At 46.1% G+C, this 25,641-nt stretch carries 20 protein-coding genes and 2 pseudogenes; 11 read left to right on the top strand and 11 right to left on the bottom strand.

Annotation, left to right across the window (positions count from 1 at the left end; all coding sequences use genetic code 11):
* Nucleotides 1-99 precede the first annotated feature (99 nt).
* The 4 genes and pseudogenes from D908_RS12265 to D908_RS12280 all read right to left on the bottom strand — a co-directional run.
* Nucleotides 100-999 (bottom strand): annotated as a pseudogene (locus tag D908_RS12265) (NAD(P)-dependent oxidoreductase); the annotation flags it as partial.
* Between the two features lie 47 nt (nucleotides 1,000-1,046).
* On the bottom strand, nucleotides 1,047-1,766 hold the full coding sequence (locus D908_RS12270) for a YebC/PmpR family DNA-binding transcriptional regulator (protein ID WP_000533703.1): 720 nt from the start codon (nucleotides 1,764-1,766) through the stop codon (nucleotides 1,047-1,049).
* An 80-nt stretch (nucleotides 1,767-1,846) separates the two neighbouring features.
* Nucleotides 1,847-2,056, bottom strand: a complete 210-nt coding sequence (locus tag D908_RS12275; RefSeq protein WP_000009504.1) for a DUF3283 family protein — start codon at nucleotides 2,054-2,056, stop codon at nucleotides 1,847-1,849.
* Between the two features lie 163 nt (nucleotides 2,057-2,219).
* Nucleotides 2,220-2,417, bottom strand: coding sequence for a PA3496 family putative envelope integrity protein (locus tag D908_RS12280; protein ID WP_000026550.1), 198 nt, complete (start codon nucleotides 2,415-2,417; stop codon nucleotides 2,220-2,222).
* 394 nt (nucleotides 2,418-2,811) lie between these two features.
* Between D908_RS12280 and D908_RS12285 the strand changes: the two genes are divergently transcribed.
* Nucleotides 2,812-3,279 carry a hypothetical protein gene (locus D908_RS12285; protein ID WP_005523790.1) on the top strand — a complete coding sequence of 156 codons (468 nt, stop codon included), beginning with the start codon at nucleotides 2,812-2,814 and terminating at the stop codon, nucleotides 3,277-3,279.
* A 197-nt stretch (nucleotides 3,280-3,476) separates the two neighbouring features.
* Here the strand turns inward: D908_RS12285 and D908_RS12290 are convergent, their stop codons facing one another.
* Entirely contained in the window at nucleotides 3,477-5,453 is a 1,977-nt protein-coding gene (locus tag D908_RS12290; RefSeq protein WP_005523788.1) for a replication initiator protein RctB domain-containing protein, read from the bottom strand.
* Nucleotides 5,454-6,673: 1,220 nt separating this feature from the next.
* On the opposite strand from D908_RS12290, the gene D908_RS12300 reads away from it, so the two are divergent.
* Together D908_RS12300 and D908_RS12305 are read left to right on the top strand one after the other, a co-directional pair.
* Entirely contained in the window at nucleotides 6,674-7,891 is a 1,218-nt protein-coding gene (locus tag D908_RS12300) for an AAA family ATPase (RefSeq protein WP_000817994.1), read from the top strand.
* 7 nt (nucleotides 7,892-7,898) lie between these two features.
* Nucleotides 7,899-8,870 carry a ParB/RepB/Spo0J family partition protein gene (locus D908_RS12305; RefSeq protein WP_005523778.1) on the top strand — a complete coding sequence of 324 codons (972 nt, stop codon included), beginning with the start codon at nucleotides 7,899-7,901 and terminating at the stop codon, nucleotides 8,868-8,870.
* A 61-nt stretch (nucleotides 8,871-8,931) separates the two neighbouring features.
* Here D908_RS12305 and D908_RS12310 read toward each other — a convergent pair whose 3' ends face one another.
* Complete coding sequence (locus D908_RS12310) at nucleotides 8,932-9,963, bottom strand: ABC transporter substrate-binding protein (protein WP_000846698.1); 1,032 nt, start codon at nucleotides 9,961-9,963, stop codon at nucleotides 8,932-8,934.
* Between the two features lie 220 nt (nucleotides 9,964-10,183).
* On the opposite strand from D908_RS12310, the gene D908_RS12315 reads away from it, so the two are divergent.
* The 8 genes from D908_RS12315 to D908_RS12350 all read left to right on the top strand — a co-directional run bounded on the left by D908_RS12315 (nucleotide 10,184) and on the right by D908_RS12350 (nucleotide 18,768).
* Complete coding sequence (locus tag D908_RS12315; RefSeq protein WP_005523776.1) at nucleotides 10,184-12,193, top strand: tRNA(Met) cytidine acetyltransferase TmcA; 2,010 nt, start codon at nucleotides 10,184-10,186, stop codon at nucleotides 12,191-12,193.
* A 198-nt stretch (nucleotides 12,194-12,391) separates the two neighbouring features.
* Complete coding sequence (locus D908_RS12320) at nucleotides 12,392-12,994, top strand: thermostable hemolysin (RefSeq protein ID WP_005523774.1); 603 nt, start codon at nucleotides 12,392-12,394, stop codon at nucleotides 12,992-12,994.
* A gap of 10 nt (nucleotides 12,995-13,004) precedes the next feature.
* Nucleotides 13,005-14,504, top strand: a complete 1,500-nt coding sequence (locus D908_RS12325; protein ID WP_005523771.1) for an AMP-dependent synthetase/ligase — start codon at nucleotides 13,005-13,007, stop codon at nucleotides 14,502-14,504.
* Between the two features lie 2 nt (nucleotides 14,505-14,506).
* Nucleotides 14,507-15,190 (top strand): iron-containing redox enzyme family protein, encoded by a 684-nt coding sequence (locus D908_RS12330; protein WP_005523769.1) that lies wholly within the window; start codon nucleotides 14,507-14,509, stop codon nucleotides 15,188-15,190.
* A gap of 9 nt (nucleotides 15,191-15,199) precedes the next feature.
* Nucleotides 15,200-15,997: an SDR family oxidoreductase gene (locus D908_RS12335; protein ID WP_000351952.1), complete on the top strand. Its 798-nt coding sequence runs from the start codon at nucleotides 15,200-15,202 to the stop codon at nucleotides 15,995-15,997.
* Nucleotides 15,998-16,072: 75 nt separating this feature from the next.
* Nucleotides 16,073-16,705 (top strand): tetratricopeptide repeat protein, encoded by a 633-nt coding sequence (locus tag D908_RS12340; RefSeq protein ID WP_005523767.1) that lies wholly within the window; start codon nucleotides 16,073-16,075, stop codon nucleotides 16,703-16,705.
* A 4-nt stretch (nucleotides 16,706-16,709) separates the two neighbouring features.
* Entirely contained in the window at nucleotides 16,710-17,366 is a 657-nt protein-coding gene (locus D908_RS12345; RefSeq protein WP_001238033.1) for a response regulator, read from the top strand.
* A gap of 61 nt (nucleotides 17,367-17,427) precedes the next feature.
* Complete coding sequence (locus D908_RS12350) at nucleotides 17,428-18,768, top strand: sensor histidine kinase (protein ID WP_032467566.1); 1,341 nt, start codon at nucleotides 17,428-17,430, stop codon at nucleotides 18,766-18,768.
* Between the two features lie 62 nt (nucleotides 18,769-18,830).
* Here the strand turns inward: D908_RS12350 and D908_RS0119150 are convergent.
* The 5 genes and pseudogenes from D908_RS0119150 to D908_RS12370 all read right to left on the bottom strand — a co-directional run bounded on the left by D908_RS0119150 (nucleotide 18,831) and on the right by D908_RS12370 (nucleotide 25,507).
* Nucleotides 18,831-20,478 (bottom strand): annotated as a pseudogene (locus D908_RS0119150) (phosphoethanolamine transferase).
* Nucleotides 20,479-20,852: 374 nt separating this feature from the next.
* A complete protein-coding gene (locus D908_RS12355) occupies nucleotides 20,853-22,235 on the bottom strand; it encodes an ABC transporter ATP-binding protein (RefSeq protein WP_005523762.1) in 1,383 nt (460 codons plus the stop codon).
* Nucleotides 22,232-23,023 carry an ABC transporter permease gene (locus D908_RS12360; RefSeq protein ID WP_005523760.1) on the bottom strand — a complete coding sequence of 264 codons (792 nt, stop codon included), beginning with the start codon at nucleotides 23,021-23,023 and terminating at the stop codon, nucleotides 22,232-22,234. The genes D908_RS12355 and D908_RS12360 overlap by 4 nt, the downstream gene beginning before the upstream one ends.
* Complete coding sequence (locus D908_RS12365) at nucleotides 23,020-23,982, bottom strand: ABC transporter permease (RefSeq protein ID WP_000161499.1); 963 nt, start codon at nucleotides 23,980-23,982, stop codon at nucleotides 23,020-23,022. Before D908_RS12365 ends, D908_RS12360 begins: the two co-directional genes overlap by 4 nt.
* Nucleotides 23,975-25,507 carry an ABC transporter substrate-binding protein gene (locus tag D908_RS12370; RefSeq protein ID WP_005523758.1) on the bottom strand — a complete coding sequence of 511 codons (1,533 nt, stop codon included), beginning with the start codon at nucleotides 25,505-25,507 and terminating at the stop codon, nucleotides 23,975-23,977. Before D908_RS12370 ends, D908_RS12365 begins: the two co-directional genes overlap by 8 nt.
* Nucleotides 25,508-25,641: the final 134 nt, after the last annotated feature.

The raw sequence follows: 25,641 nt of genomic DNA, 5'->3' as shown, positions 1-25,641 counted from the left end.
TTCTTAATGCATCGTTAAGAGTTGATATTGAAACAATCAGGGTCAAAGATAACGAAACAAAGCGCTTCAATTGAGGCGCTTTGTTTCATCGAAAAGTTACTAACCGTTTGTCTCTTTAATCGCTTTGATCAGCACCGATGTATCCATACGGCCCAACCCTTGTTGGGAAAGACGTTGATATGCCGCGATCGTGCTTTCTGTCATCGGCAGCTTCAAGCCTAAATGCGCAGCTTCATCCAGACAGAAACCTAAATCTTTGATCATCCAGTCAATCGCAAAGCCAAAATCAAATTTCTCTTGGCTCATAGTGAGCGCACGATTTTCCATCTGCCAAGACCCTGCCGCACCATTTTTCAAACAGGAAACCAGATTCGGAATATCCAGCCCAGCTTGCTCTGCCAGCAGCAATCCTTCAGACAAGCCATTCAGTACGCCCGCAATACAAATCTGGTTCACCATCTTAGCGCGCTGCCCCTGCCCTGCTTTCCCCATCAATACAGAAGAACGTCCGTAAGCGGCAAAAATTGGTTGCATCTCATCAAAAAGCGCAGCATCACCACCACACATGATCGTTAAGACGCCATTCTCAGCCCCAGCCTGACCACCCGAAACGGGTGCATCCATAAAACGTAAACCCGCTTGTTGCGCAGCCGCTGAGAGCTCTTCTGCAAGCAGTGCGGAGGTCGTGGTGTGGTCGATCAATACCGCGCCCGGCTTCATCGCTGGTATAGCGCCTGTAGGTGCCGTGGTCATGCTGCGTACGTCATCATCATTACCTACGCAAGTCAGCACGACATCGGCTTCCCTAACGCATTCCACAACTGTTGCAGCATATTGGCCGCCAAACTGCTTTGCCCATGCTATGGCTTTCGCTTGAGTACGGTTAAACACCGTCACCTCAAAACCCGCTTTTTGCAAATGCCCCGCCATGGGATAGCCCATAACGCCTAATCCAATAAAGCTGACTTTCATCTTTTTCTCCTTATTGTTTTTGTTCTTATCCTAAAAGAAAAAGCCGAGCTTTCGCTCGGCTTTTAAGATAACGATTATTCGATATCAGCGTTGTGGTAAACCTGCTGTACGTCATCGCAGTCATCCAGCATGTCTAGGAATTTCTGGAACTTTTCTGCGTCTTCGCCGCTGACTACTGTGCGGTTTTGTGGAACGAAAGTGATTTCTTCCACATCCAGAGTCAGGTCTGGGAATGCTTCGTTCAGAGCGGTTTTCACTTTAAAGAACTCGGTGTTTGGTGCGAATACTGTGATCACGCCATCTTCCAGTTCAATGTCTGTCACTTCAGCATCAGCCATCATCAGCGCTTCAAGAATCGCTTCTTCATCATCGCCTTGGAATTGGAAAACAGCTTGGTGATCAAACATGTGAGCAACCACACCAGGGGTACCAATTTTCGCACCTGTTTTCACAAAGCATTGGCGAACATCTTGATAAGTACGGTTACCGTTATCACTCAAACAGTCAACGATCACGCTTGCGCCACCTGGGCCAAAACCTTCGTAACGTGCTGGTTGGTAATCTTCACCTGCACCACCGCTGGCTTTATCCAGTGCTTTTTCAATAACGTGTGCTGGTACTTGGTCTTTTTTCGCTTTCGTGATCAGGTGACGAAGCGACAAGTTCATATCAGGGTCAGTACCGCCGTTTTTCGCACAAACGTAAATCTCTTTACCGTATTTTGAGTAAACTTTAATTTTTGCGCCTTGAGTTTTCGCCATTGAGGCTTTGCGCACTTCAAAACTTCTTCCCATTGGGATGTTCTCTCTAATTCAATTTGTTGCGACGGATTTTAGCAGAAGGCTTGGTGTTTGCCACCTGCAGAGCATAGACGCTACGCAACGCCCATCACTCTTTTGTACTTCTCTATCGACTGTTGAAACCACTGTTTTTCGCTTTCAGAAGCAATCTTGGCCATCTGCTTAGTGATCTCTTCCGGTCCTGATTTTACTTGCTTAAGTCGCCAAACAAGAAAAGAAGCTTGTTTATCAAGTTCTACTTTGTTTTTTTCTTCCGCAGTCAGTAATGCAAGGTTGAAAGACATTAGTAAGCCCACAGTCAATAAAATCGTGAAGCGAAATATAGCATAGGAATGCAGAAAATTAAGAGTCAAAATGTTGCTTTGGCTGCTTCAAATCAACTAAAGCGGTAAAAATAAGTAAGGGTGACCTAAGTCACCCTTAATCGATTTTGCGTAACGCCAAGTGCTAGTGTAGTAATCCAAGCTCTTTGGCTTCTTCAATAGTAAGCCCGCTTTCACGTATCTCACGTAAGGTTTCGATACGGCGACGGGCCTCCGCAGACTTCACGTTTTTTACAGGTTTCAGTGACTCAATTTCCTCAACGGAATCCCATTTGTTGGCAATGTTCGTCATGTCATCATGGTCAATTGAATTGATGGACATAAATACCTCCGAAAAACCATGCTAGGAACAACTAATCTGTAGCAAAGGGGCTGTACTTTGTTAAGTAGATTTAATCCGTATTGTGACTGTGGCAATACTTCAGAAATCTTATCAATTAAACTATAGATATTCTTTTTGCCAATCCACAAGCACATCGCTAAATTAGTGGGCTGCCCTGCCAAATAATGACCTTATTCCAGCCCTCAACTCTGTTCCTTTTCAATAAGATCCCTGATTTTTATTTTTTCCTCGGCCGATATGCATCAAATGGCAAATTACTGAATCGTGGGCCAAACTTTCGATATCGTCGCCGTTGATCCGAGCCATCAGCATCTTTGTCCTGGTCGTATTGATCAAACCGGATCAAGCCATTTTGTTAATGGGATCTTGCTACATGAATGAATTACATCTTTGGTTAAGTGAGGTTCACGATTGGTATCAAAGCCAAAGCCGTGAACATGTCGTCATGCTACAACCATTGATCTTCAACGTTCCCGATCAAATCTGGGGACCTGAAGTGAATGAGACCCAAAGCAAAGCCATCGCTTGTTGGCTTGACGCTTGTTTACGCCAATTTGAACATTATCGAAACTTAGATACCGCTCAGGCGCAGCAATACTTAAATCTAGCTTATGGCCGTTTTCAGCTATGTGTGACACAACCTGAATGTGATTTGGAACTGAAATCTTGGTGTATGAGGCGTATGCAGCAACTGATGGTGATCAATCTTGAACATCTCAACCATCAACCGGATGGACAAATACAGTCCAAGGCGTTGATTGAGGCGCATGTGCAGTTTATGGCATTCCATGCTTGGAACGATGATCAAGGCGTTGTTCATCATGAGCTCGGTAAAAACTGAAGACATTGTTGTGCTTGCCAAATTGCAGACAAAAAAATAGCGAGTTATTCAAACTCGCTAAAAACATATGAGCCAATCTACAATTTCATCAGATAGGACAAAAGGTTGTCTATTCGAGAAACAGTGTAGCCACGGCCATTAGGCAAAATGTCAGCCTGCTGTCAGGTTTAAGTCACAAAAATCTCGCCATTTTGCGCTTAAACCCCAGCAGCCATTTCATCCAAAGCACGGTACACGGTTTCGTCAACATGGCCATCCTGAACCATTTTGCACACTTTACGGCGCACAGCTAAACCGGCGATCAGTTTCTCGATCGAAAGGTGTTTGCTCTCATTTTGACCATTATACAGCTCCAACAGCTTACTCAGGGTCTCATATTGGATCACATCATTTTCGACACGCAGCCAATCAAGCTTGTCAATCAGCTCTACGCACTCTTCTTTGATGGATGAAGGGGCATGCCCAGTCATTGCAGCTAAAGCCGTTATACTACGTTCTAGCGCCTCTGAAGAGGTATAACGAGATAAGGTAATGGTTATCTCGTCAGCATTGATCTCAACCAGATGTTTACGCAGTTTCACACGGCGGCCCAATCGTCCTCGTGGTGACGGCGCTTTACGCTGGATAGGTTCAAACTCACCGTCAATAATGCTCGAAAGCTCAGCCAACTTTTGTTTAGAAACTAACTCGTTACGAAGTGGGTTTGGCAAGGTTGGAGCCATATTGCGTTTGCCTGCGTTAGTGGTTTTCGCACGAGAGTAACGCAGTACTTCTTCCACATCGCATTTGATATCCACTTGGTAATCAACCACTTTGCCTTTTTCTTGCACTGTGGTGACCGTGAGGTGATAACCCCACAGGTTGACGACAAACAGATCCTCACTCCCCTTCCCTTCTGAAAGACGGCGAAGCTCACGGATCAGATCCATTGAAAAACGACGCCATTCAATGTTTCTTGCCAGTTTTTGATTCAATTCACTGAGCAGCATCACATCAGTATGACGACGTGACATACGGCTACGGAAGTACGAGTAAAGCTGGAAGACTAAAGTGTGTTGCTTCAGGATTTCCGGTGGAAACAAGAAGAAGTAGTCACGCGTTAGCAGTTCTTCAAAAAATGAGGGTTCCCACACCAAAATGTACAGGTTGGGTTTGATCCGGATCTCGCCATCGCTTCCCTCAACAGGAGCTTCTTCTGAAGCGGTGATGGTGCGAGCTAAAAACCGGAAACGATCACTCTTAAAACCTTCAGGCATGTTCTCACTGAGCCAGCGGCCAGTCAGTTCATGCAACTGAAAATCGGTAAATTCAATGCGATCAATACTGTCACGGATCGAATCGCGCGCAGGCCCACTGTCTTTTTTACCACGTAAGGACAGAATATCCGTGATGTAGAGTGGTGTTTTATTCGGTGCTTGTTTTGCGTTGAAATGATAATCGTCTTGATGATGATCATGGTATTGAACAGTCAAAGTAAACAACGCAAACAAGGTCATCAGATCATCAACGGTCATTATATTTTTTGACGATCGCGTTTCAATCACCGCGCGCGTGCCAGAAATAGACACCATGGACTTTTGGTAACTTTTACGTGTGCGAGGTGGCGCTAACGCTTGATCAATGATCCCAGCCCAGTTGGTCGGTGAGACAACAAATTGCTCGGATTCATCTTTCATTGCTGGTGGCGTATTTAAGCCATGTTCATGCAACAAACGTTGATTGACTTGAGTCTGTGCTAAAGCTTTGGAACGTTTTTGCTTTTCGCTTTGTTTTACAGACTCAGTAACTAAACTGGTTGATCCTAGTACTGAGATCAATTGATTAGGATTGATGAAGCGATGCAGCATGGTTTTACCTGCTAACCCTTCTTCAAATCGAACCGGTATTTGTTTAAATAACCCAGTAGCCACCGCGGCTCTTAAGCGCTGTTGGATTGCCGCACGGGTCAATTGACCATCAGTGGCATCAATCAACTCTGTCGTAGAAACTAATCCATCTTTGCTGCGTAATCCACGCAATGAGATGAGATTCAATAATTCAACGATACTTTTAGTCACACCTTTGAAGTGTTGATACTGTTCAATCCAGTCAATTGCTGCTTCAGAGACTTCAAAAAGATGACCATCTTTGTGAGTTCTTGGCAACTTGATCAAGAGTTTTTCTTCTGAGCTCATGGTTAGATCCGTATCACACTTACCGTAATATCACTATAGTTCCACGAGAATAAAGAAAAAGAGATCATAAATAAAGAAAAATTTGTTGTTTTTAAATAACTGATCTTTCTGATTTAAATGATTAATTATGATTAGAGTGATCTAATGATCTGAGTGCGAATTCTGCTCTAACATTATGTAATATAAGCGAATTATTTTTATCGCGTCAGAAGCATGATCATAGGGGTATTGAAACCATGATCAATGCCAGATCGAAAGCATGATCATTTTTTTCCTAAAGCATGATCATATGACGATCGCACCTATGATCAAAGGCATGCGCTAAGCATGATCAAGGTAGTCACACAGTTTATCCACAGAACCTATTTGTTATTGCGTAATTTACGGTTGGTTCCACTCATACAGAGCCACTTTCGTTTCGGAAAGATGATCAAGAGCAGGCTTAATATTAAGCAATTTTTTAGAATACTCTCTGATTTGATGTCAAATGGACAATGCACATTCACCGCTTTGCCTCTATTGAAGAGTTTTGCTCGTTACGAAAGCATGATCATGGTTGTAAGTTTGCGTATCTCATTAAGACCCATCTCTTTTTGTGTCGGGGATTTCAAGCCTATTAGAGCCAGAAGCCTTTCTCTATCTGACATTGCCCGTAAAAGTATGGAAAATTTACATGCTTCCGTGCTGACAGAACTCTTGATCATCGATCCGCAAAAGGATCATCAATGAAGGATCATATTTAACCTATTTCTAGAGCTGATACTCTCTTGATCATCTTTCCATATTCTTTGATTTTGTTCGGAAGCATGATCATGATGTTTCTCTTGATCATCGTTTCGGGGCTGCTGGAAACATGATGGATTTCCTCTCAGTGTAGACTTTTGGCTTAATTTGAAGAGTAATCGAAATGTAAATAGCATTAACCGTAAGTTAGTGGCTGTATTTAATCGTTCCGTATATTGTCATTGCTATACATATTTATCCTTACTTTACATTGTAAATAAGTGACGTTGTAATATTTTAAATTTATAACCGTTTTTGACGCATTACCTTCTTATCGAAAACTATTTTTGATGAGTTCTTTTGTTCATTTGATATCAATTTTCTGTTAAGAGTCCAATATGTGTGATTTTAATTCATAGTTTTACGTTCACCTTTTTGTTGTTTTAAGTAATCTATGCTGTACAATTGGTTTTAAGCCCTAATAACGGAAATTGGCAATGAAAAGAGAACAAACGATAGAGAATCTCTACCAGCTTGCACAACTGACCCAACAAGTGCAGGCTGATCGTATTGAGATTGTATTAGAGGAGCGCCGTGATGAGCATTTTCCTCCGATGTCAAAAGCACTGATGGAAACTCGTTCAGGTTTAACTCGTCGCAAGCTGGATGAAGCGATTGCGAAGATGGAAGAAGCGGGGCATCAATTTACTAAAAATAACGCTAACCACTACTCTATCTCTCTTTCCGAAGCACATATGCTGATGGATGCGGCGGGCGTTCCTAAGTTTCATGAGCGTAAGAAGAACAACGACAACAAGCCTTGGATCATCAATGTGCAAAACCAAAAGGGTGGTACAGGCAAGTCGATGACAGCAGTGCATTTAGCCGCTTGCTTGGCACTCAATTTAGATAAACGCTACCGTATCTGCCTGATTGACTTGGATCCGCAAGGCTCACTGCGTTTATTTTTGAATCCACAAATCAGCCTAGCTGAGCACACCAATATCTATTCAGCAGTCGATATTATGTTGGATAACGTGCCAGATGACGTGCAAGTAGACGCTGATTTCTTACGCAAGAACGTGATGTTGCCGACGCAGTATCCAAACTTGAAAACCATTTCTGCGTTTCCTGAAGATGCCATGTTCAATGCAGAAGCGTGGCAATATTTATCGCAAAATCAATCATTAGATATCGTTCGTTTGCTTAAAGAGAAGCTGATCGACAAGATTTCAGACGATTTTGACATCATCATGATTGATACTGGTCCACACGTTGATCCACTGGTGTGGAATGCTATGTACGCATCGAATGCTTTACTGATCCCATGTGCGGCGAAACGATTGGACTGGGCTTCAACAGTGAACTTCTTCCAGCATTTACCGACGGTTTATGAAATGTTCCCTGAAGATTGGAAAGGGCTAGAATTTGTTCGTTTGATGCCGACTATGTTTGAGGATGACAACAAGAAACAAGTATCGGTACTGACCGAAATGAACTACTTGTTAGGCGATCAAGTGATGATGGCCACTATCCCACGTAGCCGTGCTTTTGAAACTTGTGCAGATACCTACAGCACAGTGTTTGATTTGACCGTTAACGACTTTGAAGGCGGCAAAAAAACGCTAGCCACCGCTCAGGATGCCGTTCAGAAAAGCGCATTAGAGCTAGAACGCGTACTTCATTCTCATTGGCCTTCACTTAATCAGGGGTAAGTAACTTATGGCAATTAAAACTTCTGAACTCAATGCAAAACTTTTTGGGAAGGCGGATAAACGCCGCGCTACCACGCCTGCGGAAGCTCAATCGGCTGCGAAAGCGCAAGCACAAATGATTGAACTGGCTGTTGCTGGTGAAGAGATCGTTACATTCGAACTGGTGCGTATTCCCGCACAGGAAGTCGCTGAAAAGACTGTCGTATTTGCTCAGAATGCCCGTGAACAGGCTTTCTTGACTGAGCATGCACTATCCGATGTGCTGACAACCTTGCGCGAACGTGGTCAGCAGTACCCGGCTGTTGGCCGTAAGACAGCTGAGGGTAAGATTGAGGTTCTCGATGGTAGCCGACGCAGAATGTCTTGTATCTTGGCCGGCAAAGAGTTTCTGGTTTACGTTGCAGAAAACATTAATGCTGAACATGCTAAGTTTCTGTCTGATGTCGCGAATGCTCATAAACCTCTTTCTCTGTATGAAAAAGGTAAAGAGATGCAGGCTAAGCTCGATAGCGGTGAAGCGGAAGATCAAAAAGCACTCGCGAAAATGTTCCAGTGCAGCGAAGCTTTGGTTAGTGGTGCATTAAAAGCGGCAGCACTGCCGCTGGAGCTTCTGCAAGCTTATCCCAGTGTGGTTGAGTTAGGGCGTCCAACTATCGTGAAATTGCACAAGCAATTTAATGAGTTGAATGAGGCTCAGCGTGAGCAATTACTGGCGAAATGCCATCAAACCAATGGCTTCGTTTGGCAGCGTTCTCAAGCTCAAGGTGTTGCACGTATTACGAAAGATGTGACGGAAACCATCGAAAGCTGGATCCAAGATGTTCTGCCACCGAAACGCAATGAAACGCCTAAAGTGGAGTTGATTAAAGGTCGTGCAAGCTATGCGCGTAAAGGCAGCAATTTAGTGCTGAATCTGAAGAAAATTGATGATGATCTGATGCAAGACATTCTGGATTTTGTACAGCGCAAACTGAATTAATCGCTTTCTCTAATAACAAAGCCCGCTTAATGCGGGCTTTGTGCGTTTTTGGCGCGAAGTCTTATTGGTTTCTTAGACGCTGCCAGTATTTTTCGTAGATCGCCAGAGTTTCTGGGCCTACATCATTAGTAAATTCGCCTTTCTTCATGTCTTCTTCAGACGGGAAGATGGTTGGGTTATCACGCAACTCTGGCGGTAGGAGAGCTCGGCCACCATTGGTTGCTGAAGCGTAGCCTAAGCTTTTCACGATTTCAGCTTGGTTTTCTGGTTGGTACATGAAATTCACAAACTTGTGTGCCAACGAGATGTTTTTGCTGCCAGAAGGGATGGTGAAGTTATCCATCCACAGTACCGCACCTTCTTCAGGCATGACGAATTTCAGCTCAGGCATTTCAACTTGGCCTTGATACGCGTTACCGTTCCATTGCATACCCAGTGTCGCTTCACCTGATACATAAGGAACATGTGGTGCGTCTGAGTTATACAGCAGAACGTTATTTTTCAACGCTACCAGAGATTCGTATGCTTTCTTGATTTCATCTTCATTTTTGGTGTTGATGCTAAAACCATTAAGCTTAAGCGCCATACCAAAAACGTCACGAATATCGTCGATCAGCATAACTTGCTGTTCGTATTGCTTATCCCACAGATCAGCCCATTTGGTGATGCCGTTAGGCAGTAGGGCAGAGTTGTAGTAAAGACCAGTAATACCCCAAATGTATGGCAGCGAATATTTGTTTTGAGGATCGTGTGCTAAACCGAGAACCGTTGGCATTGCATCTTTCATGTTCGGGATTTGGTTATGATCGATTTCTGCTAGCAGCCCTTCGCGACCCATCTTTTCGATAAAATAAGCTGACGCAAACACGACATCGTAACCAGTGCCTTTCAGAAGTTTGAGTTTTGTGTACATTGACTCATTATTCTCAAAGGTTGAATAGTTAATGGTAACGCCTTCTTGTTGTTCAAAAGCTTTGAGCGACTTTTCTGGTAAATAGCCACCCCACGCGTAAACGTTAAGAGTTTGCTCGGCATAAACCTGAGAAGAGGCAACGACTGCAGAAAGTACCAATCCTTTAATGAAAGTTTTCATTGCATTTTGATTCCTTTTTAGCCCAGCCCAATGCCGGGATTCGAGTGCATAATTAGTGAATTCTTTGTTAGGATAAAGCAAATATAATTTGTCGTTAAGAAAAAATATTTTAGCCTTCTATTAACAAAGAACTGCATTCCTTGTGATGTGTTTCAAGGCGTTACAGCGATCAGTGTTGCTTGTGCTAACATGATGCATCATTTTCGGGATATCGCTTGTTATGACTCAGCCACTCACCTACTTATTGCAACTTCAGCAACTGGCCCAACAGCAAAACACCCGCTTCGGATGCTGGTTACGTGGTGATACACCATGGTTGCACAGTACGCTAAAACCACTGATCAGCCACTTTGCCAATCAATCGGTATTTATGTTAGGCGATACTGAGTTAGATGGTGTGACTTGTGTCGACTATCGCCAAGGTCAGCAGTGGTTGGGTAAAGAATGCCAACTGTTAATCTGCGATTTAACCCAAGGTTGGGATGCCAATAGTTTTAATGCTTCACTGGGTACATTAGCCGGTAGTGGGATCCTGATTGTTACGGGAGAGGCGAGTTCACTTCAACAAGAAGCTCGTATTTGGCTGGAAAAAGCATTGGATGAGTTGTTGGTGATTAGTCCTCAAGGGATCCCACCATTGCCTCAGAGTGTGATCGCATTACCTGAAATGAGCTATGCGCAGCAGGAACTCGCGATTGAGAGCATCATCAAAGTCGTAACCGGACATCGTAAACGTCCATTAGTGTTAACGGCCGATCGTGGGCGTGGAAAAACCAGCGCGCTCGGTATCGCAGCGGCTGAACTCATGCAGTCGCGTTCAGTGCGGATTTTAGTGACAGCTCCTGCGTTAGCATCCGTTGATCCTCTGTTTATTCATGCGCAGCGCAAACTTACCCAAGCCAATGCGAAACGTGGCCATATGCAGTGGGAGAATTCAACGCTGAGTTTTATTGCGCCTGACGAACTGCTTCGTACTCAGCCGGAATGTGATTTATTGCTGGTTGATGAAGCCGCCGCGCTTCCTTTGCCATTGCTAAAACGTCTGGTGGATAAATATCACCGCATCGTTTTCTCTTCGACGATTCATGGTTATGAAGGCTGCGGACGTGGCTTCTCCCTCAAATTTCAACAGTGGTTGCACACACAGCGTCCACAGATGCGCGCACTGCACCTTGATCAACCCATTCGCTGGGCAGCGGGCGATGCACTTGAACAATGGCAAAACCGAGTTTTTCTGCTGCAAAGTGAGTTACCTGAGCTTACTGTTGAACGAACTGAGCCACTTAAGTTTGTTTGTCTCACCAAAACCGACTGTGTCCAGCAGCCCGAGCGTTTAGCGGAAGTGTTTGCGTTACTGGTAAATGCGCACTATCAAACTTCTCCGAATGATTTGTTCTCGTTACTTAATGATGAAGCGATGACGCTTTTTGTTGCGTATCGTGCTGAGCGGTGTGTGGGTTGCCTGCTTGCTGTTAAGGAAGGGGAGTTGGATGAAGCCTTGATTGAAGCGATTCAGCTTGGCACTCGTCGCCCTAAAGGGCATTTAGCGCCTGTGACCTTGGCGAATCAATTAGGGATTGCAGAGGCGGCGCATCAGTCTTGTTACCGCGTGTTAAGAATTGCTGTTCATCCGGATTGCCAGCGTGAAGGTATTGGCAGCCAGTTACTCAATCAATTCACTGAACAGCATCACGCGGATTACTACGCCACCAGCTTCGGAGTGAGCGAGGATTTGCTTCCTTTCTGGTTAACGAATAATTTTGTTCCAGTCAAATTTGGTTCGCATCGAGATCAAGCCAGTGGCTGCTACTCCATTTTGATGGTGCGCTGTGATGAACTTACATGGTTAGAGCAAGCTCAGCAGCAGTTCAGCGCGCATTGGATTTTTGAACTCAGCGATTCACTGCAACCGTTAGAGCCAGAAATTGTTCAGCAGTTGCTGCCGTATTGTGTTCAACCCCACAGCCAATTTCAGTCTCCGGCCTTGATTGAACGCTATGCACAGGGTGGCGCGAATTATGAGAGCGTCGCGGTGTGGTTATTTGCTTGGTTAGTGGATGTAGCGACTTCAACACCGCACATTCCTTCGCCTCTACTGATCGGTAAAATTCTTCAACGCAAAAGTTGGGCACAGTGTGCTGAGCAATTTCAGTTAAATGGCAAACGACAGGTCGAACAAACACTGCGAGCGGATATGTTGACTCTGCTTAGTAATTTACACTGTAAATAGCCTCTTCTTTTTAGTCGGCCTTGTCTGCTTATCGTCATTTCATTTTCAGTCTTTTCAGCGTCGTGAATGTTTACACGGCGCTGAAGTTTTATCTTATCTTTTGGTGCAGTAGATTTTTAGTTTCTTAGTTAGGTACTAAGGGATTCTTAAGTTAAGCGGATTACTTTTGACTTAGAGAGTAAGCAAAGGGAAACGCAGATGAAACACTTACCTTGTCTATCTGATCTCAAATTAGAAGTGATTAATCCAACTCATCCACGCTGGGATGAGGCGATAGCTCTGGTGCATGAGCGTTATCAACAAGCCTTTGACGCCAATCTCACGTCATTCATGCCCGCCTATTTGGCGTTACTTGACCAAAATGAGATGAAATCTGTGTGTGGTTTTCGCATTGCCGAGCAAGAGCCTCTGTTTCTTGAGCAATACCTTGATGAACCCGCAGACGTGATTCTTGCCCACCGCTTTGCTTGCTCAATTCCGCGTTCCCGATTAATTGAGTTCGGCCACCTTGCTTCCTTTGGCCGCGGACTTTCGGCATATCATTTCCGGTTGATGGCACAGCAGTTAGTCGCGATGGGATTCGAGTGGTGCATTTTTACCGCGACCGATCCGCTACATGCTTTGATGCGTCGCTTTGGTTTGCAACCGACTCTGATTGCTAAAGCTTCGCCCACTCGTATCCCGGATGCCTCTCAAGTGTGGGGCACTTACTATCAGCACAGTCCTCGCATACTGGCAGGAAATCTGGTGCAAGGTTGTGCGCGTTTAAACCAGTTAAACCTTAATCAAAAACAAGCGTGAGTGATGAAAGATGAATCGAATTCTCGCTGCCTTGCAGCAGCATGCTCAGTATCAACCTCAGCAGATCGCGTTCGTTGGTCATAACGCGCAGCAAGAAAGCGTCAGCCTAAGTTATTCGCAGTTGTTAGAGCAAGTAGAGCAGGCCGCAGACCACTTGCAGCAGTTGAAAGTCAATTGCATTGCGCTACGCGCTGAAAATAGCGTGGATTGGGTCGTGATGGATTTAGCCGCTATGTGGTCACACATCGTCATGGTTCCCGTCCCCACTTTCTTTACGCCTGAGCAAGTCTCGCATCTGCTCAATGAAGCGGATGTCGATCTCTGTATGGGTGATTGGTCAGAATTGGGTGAGCCAACCGTGCAGTTAGAAGGGTATAACGCTTGGCACTATCAAAGTGATAAACCGAATCGTGTTCTGCCCGATACTCAAAAAATTACCTTCACATCGGGTTCGACAGGGACGCCTAAAGGTGTGTGTCTGAGTGAGCAGAACTTAGAACGAGTCACCATCGCCATTGCGGAGCAGATGTGTGCCCAAGTCAAGCAGCACTTAGTCATGTTGCCGTTATCGACACTGCTGGAAAACATTACAGGAATTTATGTGCCGCTGTTCTTGGGAGTCACTTCGACAGTACTGTTTGGGGACGAAGTGGGCTTATCGGGTTCCAGCCAGTTTTCTCCGGTTCGCTTTGCTCAGGCTCTCGGGCAATACCAGCCTTCCAGCTTAGTGCTCACTCCTGCTTTGTTGATTGCCTTGATTCATGTGGTTAAGCAAGCCCCAGAGCTTGCTCAATCCTTGCAGTGGGTGGCAGTGGGCGGCGCCCGAGTTGCGGCTGAACTCATTCATTCCTCCCGCGCATTGGGTATACCCGCTTATGAAGGTTATGGGCTTTCAGAATGTGCTTCTGTCGTCAGCATGAATACTCCGCAACAGGATCAACCGGGCAGTTGTGGCAAGCCGCTGAGCCATCTGCAAATCAAATTGGCGGATGATGGCGAATTGTGGGTGCGTGGTAACCGCGCGCTGGGTTATATCGGTGAACCATTTACGGACGAATGGCTCGCAACGGGTGATCTCGCCACTCTCGATACGAACGGCTATCTGTGCATTGTTGGGCGTAAGAAGAATCTCATCATCACGCGTTTTGGTCGCAACATCGCACCAGAGTGGGTCGAATCTCGCGCTTTAGTGTGGATGCCTGAATGCCGTTTGGTGGTGGTAGGGGATGATGACGAGGGGTTAACCGCAGTTATCGACCGACCTTTGCCTGAGATGGAACAACGAGTACAGCAGCTTAATCGCAGTTTGCCCGATTACGCTCAAATCCAAAGTTTACTTTTAGTGAATCAGCCGAGCACTTGGCAAACCTGGTTAACCGCCAATGGTCGCCCAAAGCGTGCACTGATTGAACAAGCGCAGCGAGATTTTCGCACTGGCCTTATTGCTCCCAGTTGTGGCTGGCAACAGTTGTCGTTCACAACCTCAACCTCTTCACAGTTAGGAGAATGATCATGACTTCATTTTTTCAACGTTTACAAATCGAGACTCAAGCGGCACAGCAGCAAATGTTACAAGCCCCTGTGTTTGAAGCGTGTGCCAGAGGTGAAATCACATTGAGCATGTACGTACGCTTTTTGACGCAAGCCTACCATCACGTGAAGCACACCGTTCCGCTTTTGATGGCTTGTGGCAGTCGATTGAATGATCGCTATGAATGGGTGCGTACGGCGATTGCCGAGTACATTGATGAAGAAAAAGGCCACCAAGAGTGGATACTCAATGACATTCAAGCTTGTGGGAGTGATGCGCAAGCGGTGCGGAATAACCAAGGTGAAGGCCGAGTGAGTACTCCGATTGAGTTGATGGTGGCGTATCTGTACCACCAAATTGATCGCGGCAATCCTATGGGATTTTTTGGCATGGTTTGGGTGCTTGAAGGAACCAGTGTTGGCGTAGGCGGCAATATTGCTCGTTTGGTCAAACAGCAATTGAATTTACCAAATAAAGCCATGAGTTATCTCACCTCACACAGTGAGCTCGATCAGGATCATATTCGCTTTTTCGAATCCCTGATGAACAAGATTGAATCGGAAGAAGATCAGCAAGCGATTATCCATTCGGCTAATCAGGTGTTTTACCTCTATGGCCAGATGCTGCGTGAGTTAGTACCACTCACCAATCAGAAGGCTGCGTAGGAGCAAGCGATGGACATTAAACAGCAATACGTGTTGTTGACCGGAGCGACCGGCGGAATTGGTGAGCAAATTGCCCGTGTATTGGCAGAGCGTGGAGCATGGCTGATTTTGGTGGCTCGCGACAGCCAAAAGCTGGAATCACTGCGCCAATCACTGCCGATGGCTGAAAAGCACCTCACCCTCAGTGCTGATTTAAGTCGCGAAGAAGGAATTGCCCAGCTTCAGACTTTGGCTGAACAGTTTAGTCAGCGTGGCGAGCGGATCAGCGTGGTCATCAATAACGCCGGAACCAATCAGTTCTGCTTGTTTGCCCGACGCCCGATGGAGTCAGTGCAACGCGAACTGGCACTCAATTTATTTACGCCGATCCAAATTACCCATTTGGCTTTGCAGTGGGTAAGTAAACCGGAACTGATTGTGAACATTGGTTCAAGCTTGGGAGCCATTGGTTATCCCGGTTATGCCACGTATTGTGCGGCCAAAGCAGGGTTACACCGATTCAGTGAAGCGATGAGCCGTGAGTTAGAAGGCACGGGAGTTAACGTACTCTATCTAGCTCCGAGAGCCACCAACACGTCACTTAATACCGAAGCGGTTAACCAGTTGAATCGTGCCCTTGGCAATCAGAGTGATGAGCCAGAAGTCGTTGCAGCACAAGTCGCGAAAATGATTGAAACTGAGCAAACCGTCATGTGGATCGGGTGGCCTGAAAAGCTGTTTGTCCGTCTAAATCAACTGTTGCCGAGCTTGGTTTCCCGAGCCATTAAAAAGCAGCAACACATTCTATTGTCATTTTTAAACCGCTAAAGCTTTAAACCACTAAAGTTTTAAACCATTGAGGCTTTAAATCACTAAAGCGTGATAGTTCAAGGAGATCAGTGTATGAACACTATGTTTAAATGGATGAGTATCAGCACTTTGCTAGTAGGGAATGTTACCGCGGCTTACGCGATTACCCCATTAGAACAAGTGCAGAAAGATTGGGCCAAATGCCAATACCAAACCCCTTCGGCTGATGAGCAAGAAAGTTGTTTTGAACGGACTATTGCTCGTACTCGTTTAGAGCTGAATATGGCCGGAGACAATCCTGAGTTGAAAGTATGGCTTGCGATCAACCAATCTTCATTAGCGGGTGTTAAAGGCGGCTTAGGCGCACTATCCTTGGTGAAAGAAGCCAAAAGCTTATTTGAAGAAGTGATTGCACAAGCGCCCAGCACATTAGATGGCTCTGCTTACACAAGTTTGGGAACGTTATACTATAAAGTGCCAGGCTGGCCAGTAGCGTTTGGTGATGATAAAAAAGCCGAGCAGTTACTAAAGCAAGCGCTGGACATGAATCCTAATGGCATTGATGCCAATTATTTTTACGGTGATTTTTTGGTGCAGCAAGGGCGTGATACCGAAGCGAAGCACTACCTGCTGCAAGCACAACAGGCTCCCGCGAGACCTCAACGAGAGGTAGCGGATGCCGGACGCCAGAAAGAAATCGCGCATTTATTGGAGAGCCTCAAATAAAGTTATGCGTTTATTATTAGTTGAAGATGACACGCTACTCGGCGAATCGATGCAAGTGGCCTTGAGCCGACAAGGATACACGGTAGATTGGTTGGAAAGAGGCGCTGGTGTTGCCAGCGCATTGAAAACCGAACAATTTACCGCGCTGATTTTGGATCTCACCCTACCGGATATGGATGGTTTGGAAGTGCTCCGCCAAATCCGGCGCGCGGGGTATACATTACCTGTGATGATTTTGACCGCTCGTGATGACATCAGTGATCGTGTTAAAGGTCTGGATGGTGGGGCAGACGAGTACATAGGTAAGCCTTTTGCCCTAGAAGAATTGCTTGCCCGTTTGCGGCTCATCATTCGGCGCAGTTCCGGGAGTGCGGAAGAGCTGATCTCTGTCGGGGAACTCAATCTTTCACTCTCCAAACAAGAAATCTATTACGCTCAGCAAGCCCTTAAATTGACTCGCAATGAGTACAAAATCCTCGCCAGTTTGATGACGCAAGCCGGAAGAGTGATGAGCAAAGAGCTGCTGCAGCAAGCTTTACACGGATGGGATGAAGGCAGCAGTGATAACGCGATAGAAGTGCACATTCATAATCTGCGAAAAAAACTGCCGGACAATCTGATTAAAAACGTACGAGGTGTGGGGTATATGATTGAAAAATAAACGCCTATTTTCTATTAAACGTCGACTCACCCTGACCTCTGTGCTGCTTAGTACGGGGTTGATGCTGATCTCCCTCTATTTCAGTTATACCAACGCAAAACATGAAGTGGCAGAAGTGTATGATGCCCGCCTTGGGCAATCAGCCAAATTGTTACTCATGGCAACTTCCGTCTCGGGCAAAGCACTTGCCGCCCAAGATCAGCGAAAACATTTCGATCAGTGGATGGAGAACATCCAGCGCCTTTCCAAAGCCAACGATGATGTTGCCACCTTATTTGGTCACCCTTACGAGCAATATTTCCTGTTTCAGTTTTATCGCGATGGAAAGCTGCTGTTCAGCTCTGATGCTCATTTACCTCCGTTGAGTTCAGACAAAGAAGCGATGGGCTTTTTCGATATCAACCTCAATGGTGAACGTTGGCGCTACTTTCAACTCTCACAGCCGGAAGGGTATAACGACGAGTATGTTTTGGTAGCGGAAAAGCAAAGCATCCGCGATGAAGCGGTTAATGAGATCGCGTCTTCGACAGCGCTTCCTCAGTTGATTCTAATCTTCTGCTTGATTGTGGTTTTGATTGTGCTGATTGAACGCAGCTTTCAACCTATACAATCACTCCAATCCGCTATTGCTATTCGCAGTGTACACAAATTGGATCGCATCTATGTTGAAGAGCCAACGGTTGAGTTATCCCCTTTGGTGGAAACACTCAACCAACTGCTCAGTGAGTTAGAACAAGCATGGGAACGCGAAAAACGGTTTACCCGTATGGCGGCACATGAACTGAAAACGCCGCTCACTGTACTGAGATTGAATGCCGAAAATGCACTGCGCAGCACCAACCCGGAACAGCTCAAACACGATTTAGATCGCATTTTGAAAGGGATTGAGCGTACCGATCGTCTGATTCATCAACTCTTGATGCTAGCTAAAGTAGAAAGCACACAAACCTTGGCGAAACAGCCCGTCGATCTGGCACACGTGATCAAACAAGTGATTGCTGATTTGGCTCCCATTGCATTTAAGCAGGATCAACAGTTGAGTTTTAGTGGTGAAAGCCCGCGTTTGTGGGGGGATGAACTACTGCTGGGGATTTTATTTAAAAACCTGCTGGATAATGCAATCCGCTATTCCGGCCATGCCAGCCAGATAGAAGTGCAGCTTAGCTACCATGATGATGAGATTGAGGTACAAGTGTCGGATACTGGCGTACCGATTGATGACCTTACCCGCGAAAAAATGTTTGAAAACTTCTATCGTGCCAACAGCCAAAAAGGGGATGGCGCTGGGCTTGGTATGTCCATCTGCCGTGATATTGCCGCGCTGCATGGTGGGCAGGTTATGCTTTTGCCACGTAGCGATGAGCGTAATACCTTAGTGGTTCGTTTTCGAGATATCGAATAAAAAAACGGACTCGGAAAATGATTCCGAGTCCGGCACTGCAGATCCAGTCCATATTGGTGGTGTTAAGACTTCGTTGCCCTACACTGCGCAAACAGATCCAAATTAGGCTGGTAAGCCTCCGTCGAAATATCCATCATGCCGAGCAATGAGTGAAACAGATTATCGTGGCTGTATGATGACTCTGTTTTGCTGCGCAGGCAGTTAGTATCAATGCCCTTGCTTTGGCTAAAGCCTTTCGACATCCAAACCAACAGCGGCACTTTAGTTTGGTAATCCGGTGCTAAGTTATAAGGCATACCGTGTAAAAACAGCCCATTTTCACCCAGTGATTCACCATGATCGGAAACATAAACCAACGCCGTGTTGTAGCGATCTTGCAGTGATTCCAGTTTGCCAATCAGCTGCCCCATTACATAGTCGGTGTAGCGTATGGTGTTGTCATAAGTATTGACGATCTGTTCAACACTACAGTTTTCAATATCCGCTCTTGGGCAGTCAGGTTGATAAGTGGCCATCTCTTTCGGGTAGCGCTGAAAGTAAGTCGGGCCATGGCTACCAATGAAGTGCATGAAGATCATGCGGTTGCCTTTTTGCTTGAGCGATCTCTTGATCCAAATTTTCTAACATGGCGATATCGTAGCAAGTATCGCCATCACAGAATCCTTCTCGCTTATCTCTTGCCAGCTCTATGAAGGGGATATTTTTGGCTACACCTTTATCGCCACCGTCATTCTCTTTCCACAGCAAACTGATGCCAGCACGCTGTAAAATGTCCAACACATTGTCTTGGTTATCTGCTCGGTTGCGATCAAAGTCATGGCGCGTCATGTTGGAAAACATGCAAGGAACGGAGATGGCTGTTGCTGTTCCACAACTGGCCACATCTTTAAAGAAAATCGGTTGATAAGGCTCGGTGTACGCATTGGTGTCTCGTGGGTAACCGTAATATTGATAGTTCTGAACCCGTGCTGTTTCGCCAAGTATGAAAAACACTAAAGTTGGTTTTTGTGCTTCACCAGTCGGTACTGCGCTCGGTATTTGTTTCGCATCCGTTCCAATCATTTTGTAAACCAAAGGTTCGGTGAAATAGCGCTGTTTCACCAAGCCAAAAGTGCTGTAGATGAAATGGGTTGGGATGATCATTTTCTTGAGGGAACTGTTATTGCGTCCCACTGAAGAGTAATTCTGGTAATAAAGCCCAGCGATCAGTGCAACCGCCAGTAGAGAGATCAGCATCGATAACCCCTTTTTCGCCAAAAAGCGAAGCGCGCCTTTCTCTTGGCGAATGGGGGTTAACAGCAACCAGAGCGCCGGCAATACACCTAAAAACAGCAACCACAGCACAGAGTAAATAGTGAGATAAGAACCCGCCTCACTACTGTTGGTTTCCAACACATTGACCAACATGTCTTGATCGATAATGGTGCCATACTGATAACCCGCGAAGCTTATCAAGGCCGATACCACCAAGAGTACGGCGAAGAATGGCTTGAACAGGTAAGGCCAACTAAATATTTGGAAAATAAAGTTCAGCGCAAACAGGAAAAAAAGCGGAATAGAAAGAGCAAACCCCCAATGAATTTGAGAAGCCTGAGTGAAGATTTGCTCTAACTTGGCGTAAACCGGTAGATTGATCGGCAATGCGAAATAGACTGCCAGCAGAAATACCAACTGATTATATGAAAAGGCTTTTAGCTTCATGATTCGCATGCATACCTCAAAATTGCGATTCCATTGATAGATGCTGACTCCCAACGGTTTCCTGGCGATACAACACTGAAAAACTCAACGAAGAGTGGTAAAGAAGATCTCCGTACAAGCGAATGAGGTGGGAAATTTTCAACATGAGCTTTTACACATGAACCCATATGAGTAAATTCACCTAAACTAATTAGAAACTTAGCAACGGTTTCTTAATAAAACCTTAAGAAACCAGAAATCAATTGCGGCCTATGCGTTTGCTCACATATAAATTGATAAGTGGTGTGATTTGCAAAAATAACTGCAATCTATGTACATGATCTCAGTCCATTTACACTGTAAAAGGGTGGGATGATGAATGAGGCCGTTTGGCCTCATGTGGGTTATAAAGTGAGGATGCGATGACAAGTTTTCTCAAGCATGGTTTTTTCATGGCTAATTAACACCAATGCGCAGCCAATTTCTTGAGTTAATTCGATAATCAGTTTGAGGGTGCTGGTGGCTGTGATGGGATCCAACCGAGAGGTAGGTTCATCCGCCACTAAGATCTTAGGGCGAGTCAGTAAAGCTCGCAGAATGGTAAAGCGTTGTAATTCTCCCCCCGAGACTTGGTTGGCTTTGCGTGACAGCAGTTTGGGGGATAAACCTAACCGCTCAAGTAAGTGCGGAATTTGGCTTTTGTCTACACGGTGCCGCTGGCAAACATCATCCAACAAGGTGTGCAAAGTCACGCTTCTGGCTAATGCACTTGGCGGATCTTGATACAGCTTAAGTGCCTTACCCAGTTCTAGTTTTTGCAAATGTGTTACCTTGCCTTGCGTTGGTTTGAGCAGCCCGAGCAATAAGTCAGCGAGGGTTGATTTTCCACAACCACTATCACCACTGATCCCAAGAATTTCGCCTTCATGGAGGGTGAAATTCAATGAATCAAATAAACGTTTTTCTCCCCAGCGCATCGCGAGATCTTCTGCCTTAAGCAGTGGCGAACCCATAGTGCAGAGCTGCGTTGCTGACCAATGTCTGGGATCGGCGTTGATTAACGCTTTCGCATAATCCGATTGCGGATTGCTCAACACCTGCTGCGCCGGCCCTTGCTCTTGAATCACGCCTTTACGCATCACCATGATCGTGCCGCCTAATTTCTCGGCCACTTCAATATCGTGGGTAATGGTTAGCAAAGCGCCACGGGTCAATTGCGCTTGTAGCAGGTGGATGATTTGATCGCGACGGCTTGCATCGAGCCCTTTGGTTGGTTCATCTGCAATCAGCAAGGGCGCTTTAGTTTGAGTGGCACATAAATAAGCGACACGCTGCGCCATTCCACCAGATAGTTGATGCGGATATTTGGCTTGGTCATGAGCTAACGCGACCTGCTGAAAAGCATAATCCGTTAATTCAGCACTGCCATCGTGATTACCCATCACCCATCGATGAACTTCTGCTACTTGTTCACCCGCCGGCATAATGGGGTTTAAAGCGTGCCATGGTTCTTGTGGCAATACGGCTAACTGTTTACCCCATAGTGCTTCGCGTTCAGCTTGCGAACGTAAATGCTGGTAGTGTCCAAACAGCCTCACACTGCCTTGGCTACGCACTCCATCCGGCAAATTTCCGATGATGGCATTCGCCAATAAACTTTTTCCGGATCCTGTTTCCCCCAAAATGGTGAGTGCTTGATGAGGGTGTAAATCAAACGACAAGCTTTCAACCAGAGTTTCTTGCACGCTCGAGATGGAAAGCTGTTGTACAGAAAGTAAAGCAGTCACGATATTCTTCCTTTCGCGAGCAATTGAAAACTGAGAACTAAGGTAAACACCACCAAAATCGGTTGGGCGAGCACCCAAGGCGCTTGGTGGTAGTAGCGAAACAGTTCCACCATCATCATGCCTAATTCCGCTTGTGGCGGCTTAAGCCCAACATAAAGAAAACCGATAGAGGCGAGAGCTAAAATCGCGTTTCCGGCACCAAAGCAGCCGAGCGTAAACAAGTCTTCACGCAGCTCAGGCCAAAGATGGCGACGAAACAGATACCAAGCATTGAAACCATACAGGCGTGATGCCTCGATTTGTGGTTGCTCCAGCAAAGAGAGTGTTTTACTGCGTACCACGCGGAAAAATTCCACCCAAAGCATTAATGCAATCGCGAGATAGAGGATGAAAAAGGAGCCTGGCACCATAGCGCCAAACAGCAACACCAAAATTAAACCGGGCATTGCCAGCAGCATATTGAGTAGCCAAGAGAAGCTTTTATCCCACCAGCCTCCTTTCCATGCGGCAACGATGCCCGTGATTAAACCGAGTAAAGCAGAACTGAAAACGCAGGCTACTGCCATGGCGAAAGAGGTGGCGATGGCTGAACTTAAACGCGCGAAATTGCTGCGCCCGTAGTGATCTCTTCCTAGCGGCTCATCCCAAGTGGGAGTGGCTAAGGCTTGGCTTAAATCTTGTTGGGCTGGATCGCCGCCGTATACCAGATTTTCGATAACGACGAGTGAAAGCAACAAGAAGAGTAGGCTAAACCCTACCCATTGTGATGGAGAGAAATGGGGTTTCATCCTCTGGCCTCCTGTTGTGAATGGCGGCTTAAGCGCAAACGAGGGTCGAGTGCGTATTGGGCTAAATCCACCAGCGTATTGAGGGCGACAAACAGCAAACCCATTAAAAGTGCTGAGCCTTGGATCATCGGAATATCACGCTGGAAAATGGCATGGGATAGGGCATGACCGACTCCCGGCCAAGAGAAGAGCGATTCAATCATCACAATACCTTCTACCAAGCTAACAGCTTGAATACCGACAAATGCCATGACGGGAAGGGCGATATTACGCTGTGCGTGACGCTGAAAAGCCTGTTCGGCATTTAGGCCTTTTAAACGTGCGAAAGCGTAATACGGGGAGCGCAGCACTTGTGCGGTGGAGTTACGGATCATCCGGCTCGACATGGCCGCCATCCCCAGTGCTAATGCCAATGCGGGCAGAATCAGGAATTTGGGGTGTCCGAAACCAGCAACGGGCAACAAGTTCAGTTGTAACGCGAAGAGGATGACTAGGCCTAAACCAATCAAAAAAACGGGTTGTGCTTTGATCACTATCGACATCAGTAAGGCAAGGTGATCGGCCCACTGATTGGTGCGTTTACCGCAATACACCCCAATCGGGATCGCGATGAGGAGCGAAATCAGCGTGGCCGCAAACGCCAGCAAAAGGCTATGCCCAAGGTTATGCACAATGGCATGGATGACAGGCTCACCACTGACCAAAGAATTTCCCAAGTTGAGATGCAGTAGATCCCACAACCACTGCAAATAAAGTTCAAAGGCCGAACGATCCAACCCCAGTTCAGCACGCACGGCCAGAGCGGCTTCCGCATTCACGTAATCATAGCCATAACGACCTGCCGCAATGCGGTAAGCCACATCGCCCGGGATAAAACGCATTAAGATAAACGTCAGTGTGCCCACTGACCAGGCCACAAAAAGGGCTTGGTAAAAACGATGAAGAAGAATTTTAGTCATTGAAACTCATCTGTGCGACGCGGTAGTTAATTTCAAAAGGATCGAAGGAAAAGCCTGCGACTCGTTTATTCACCGAAACAATCTGGCGGTAGTAGGTGACTGGGATAAGCGGCATTTCATTAGCCAATAGCTGAGCAGCTTGGCCAGTAAGTTGCTGGTAACGCGCGTTGTCTGACTCCGTCGAAAGCTCTGCCAGCAATTGGCTAAATTGTGGCGATGACCAATTGGTCGGCCCCCAGTCAGAGCCTTGATGAGTCGCGAAATCACTGAGCAAGAGTGGCAGTGGATCGGCGATAGTCCCAAAATTGCGCGCAATCAGCGCCATTTGTAGGGTGCCATCATGGTGTTTGGCTGGGATAGCGCTTGAGTTATCAATCGAGATATCTACCTGAATTCCCGCTTCTTTCAGTTGAGCTTGCAGAGCGGTGGCAATTAAAGGCAGTTCGGGGCGATCGGAATAAGTCAGTAATTGGACTCGAAAAACTTGGCCTTCACGTTCCAGTAAACCTTGGGAATTCATCGTCCAGCCTTGGTTGGCTAAAAGCGTTTTCGCGGTATCCAAATTACGTTGAGGCGGTGTTTTTTCTGGTAAATGCCATGCTCCGAGTGCTGGAGAGAAGAGTTGATAAGCTTCAGAACCCGGCAATTTCAAAACAGATTGAGCAATGCCTTCACGGTTGATCGCCAGACTGATGGCTTGACGAACATCGGGGTGGTTCAGCAACGGATGTTCATTGTTCAGTTTGATCAGCACTGTGCGAGGCATAGATTCAATGTACAGATCCAAATCTTGGCTCTGTTGCAGAGAAGGAATACTGATCGGATCAAGCGTGTAAACCAGATCGGCCTGTCCGGTTTGGGCTAACAACGCACGGCTTTCTGAACGGTGTCCGGCTAAGTAATTCACCGTTTCTATGCTGGCTGGTGTCCCCCAATACGGAGTAAAACGCACCACACTCGCTTTATGAGGGACTTGTAACTCGGCAATTTTGTAAGGGCCAGTTCCTGAAAGTTGGATGATATTGCCGTTTGCGTCATAAGAATCAGGCGAAGCAATCGCGAGTGAGTAGTGAGCCAACACCGCAGTCATTGGGCGATAGACGGAATTCAACTCAATCACCACTTCATCGCCTTCAGCACGAATGGATTTGATGGGCACTTGTTTAACAACGCCCGGCTTACTTAATGCGTGATTGAGCGCATTGGCTGCGGCCTCTGCTGTCAGAGGGGTTCCGTCATGAAATTGCACACTAGAACGCAGAGTAAAGCGCCACACTAATCCATGGTTACTCACGTTCCAGCTTTTTGCCAGCAAAGGGTAGGGTTGTGAGTTTTCATCGATCCCCACCAAGGCTTCAACCACTTGTAAGCGCGAAAATAGGTATCCATCTTTGGCCAAATCTTGGCTGTTGAACTCAAAAGGGCCTGAAATTTCTAGAGAAGTTGGTGCAGGCTCCGCTTTGGTTAGCCAAAAAGTTATGCCCGCCAATACGGTAATCAGGCTGAGCAACATCGGTTTTTTCATCAAAAAATCCTTAATTGAAATGTTATAACATAACAATCAATTAAATCATGAGAATAAAAATCATGTCTATATCTGTGAGAGGAAAAAACAGAACTCTTTTGTTCATGGCTAATTTCATCGGTCGTCTCAGGAAA

The organism is Vibrio mimicus CAIM 602 (assembly GCF_000338875.1).
Lineage (GTDB): Bacteria > Pseudomonadota > Gammaproteobacteria > Enterobacterales > Vibrionaceae > Vibrio > Vibrio mimicus.
The sequence above is the reverse complement of the archived record's forward strand: the minus strand, read 5'-3'. Positions and strand labels throughout refer to the sequence as shown.

Coding starts and splice junctions, on each gene's coding strand:
- D908_RS12340 (WP_005523767.1), top strand. CDS start 16,073: ATGAACACTATGTTTAAATGGATGAGTATCAGCACTTTGCTAGTAGGG.
- D908_RS12365 (WP_000161499.1), bottom strand. CDS start 23,982: ATGACTAAAATTCTTCTTCATCGTTTTTACCAAGCCCTTTTTGTGGCC.
- D908_RS12305 (WP_005523778.1), top strand. CDS start 7,899: ATGGCAATTAAAACTTCTGAACTCAATGCAAAACTTTTTGGGAAGGCG.
- D908_RS12320 (WP_005523774.1), top strand. CDS start 12,392: ATGAAACACTTACCTTGTCTATCTGATCTCAAATTAGAAGTGATTAAT.
- D908_RS12350 (WP_032467566.1), top strand. CDS start 17,428: ATGCTGATCTCCCTCTATTTCAGTTATACCAACGCAAAACATGAAGTG.
- D908_RS12275 (WP_000009504.1), bottom strand. CDS start 2,056: ATGTCTTTCAACCTTGCATTACTGACTGCGGAAGAAAAAAACAAAGTA.
- D908_RS12330 (WP_005523769.1), top strand. CDS start 14,507: ATGACTTCATTTTTTCAACGTTTACAAATCGAGACTCAAGCGGCACAG.
- D908_RS12310 (WP_000846698.1), bottom strand. CDS start 9,963: ATGAAAACTTTCATTAAAGGATTGGTACTTTCTGCAGTCGTTGCCTCT.
- D908_RS12270 (WP_000533703.1), bottom strand. CDS start 1,766: ATGGGAAGAAGTTTTGAAGTGCGCAAAGCCTCAATGGCGAAAACTCAA.
- D908_RS12300 (WP_000817994.1), top strand. CDS start 6,674: ATGAAAAGAGAACAAACGATAGAGAATCTCTACCAGCTTGCACAACTG.
- D908_RS12290 (WP_005523788.1), bottom strand. CDS start 5,453: ATGAGCTCAGAAGAAAAACTCTTGATCAAGTTGCCAAGAACTCACAAA.
- D908_RS12315 (WP_005523776.1), top strand. CDS start 10,184: ATGACTCAGCCACTCACCTACTTATTGCAACTTCAGCAACTGGCCCAA.
- D908_RS12335 (WP_000351952.1), top strand. CDS start 15,200: ATGGACATTAAACAGCAATACGTGTTGTTGACCGGAGCGACCGGCGGA.
- D908_RS12370 (WP_005523758.1), bottom strand. CDS start 25,507: ATGAAAAAACCGATGTTGCTCAGCCTGATTACCGTATTGGCGGGCATA.
- D908_RS12325 (WP_005523771.1), top strand. CDS start 13,005: ATGAATCGAATTCTCGCTGCCTTGCAGCAGCATGCTCAGTATCAACCT.
- D908_RS12345 (WP_001238033.1), top strand. CDS start 16,710: ATGCGTTTATTATTAGTTGAAGATGACACGCTACTCGGCGAATCGATG.
- D908_RS12285 (WP_005523790.1), top strand. CDS start 2,812: ATGAATGAATTACATCTTTGGTTAAGTGAGGTTCACGATTGGTATCAA.
- D908_RS12360 (WP_005523760.1), bottom strand. CDS start 23,023: ATGAAACCCCATTTCTCTCCATCACAATGGGTAGGGTTTAGCCTACTC.
- D908_RS12280 (WP_000026550.1), bottom strand. CDS start 2,417: ATGTCCATCAATTCAATTGACCATGATGACATGACGAACATTGCCAAC.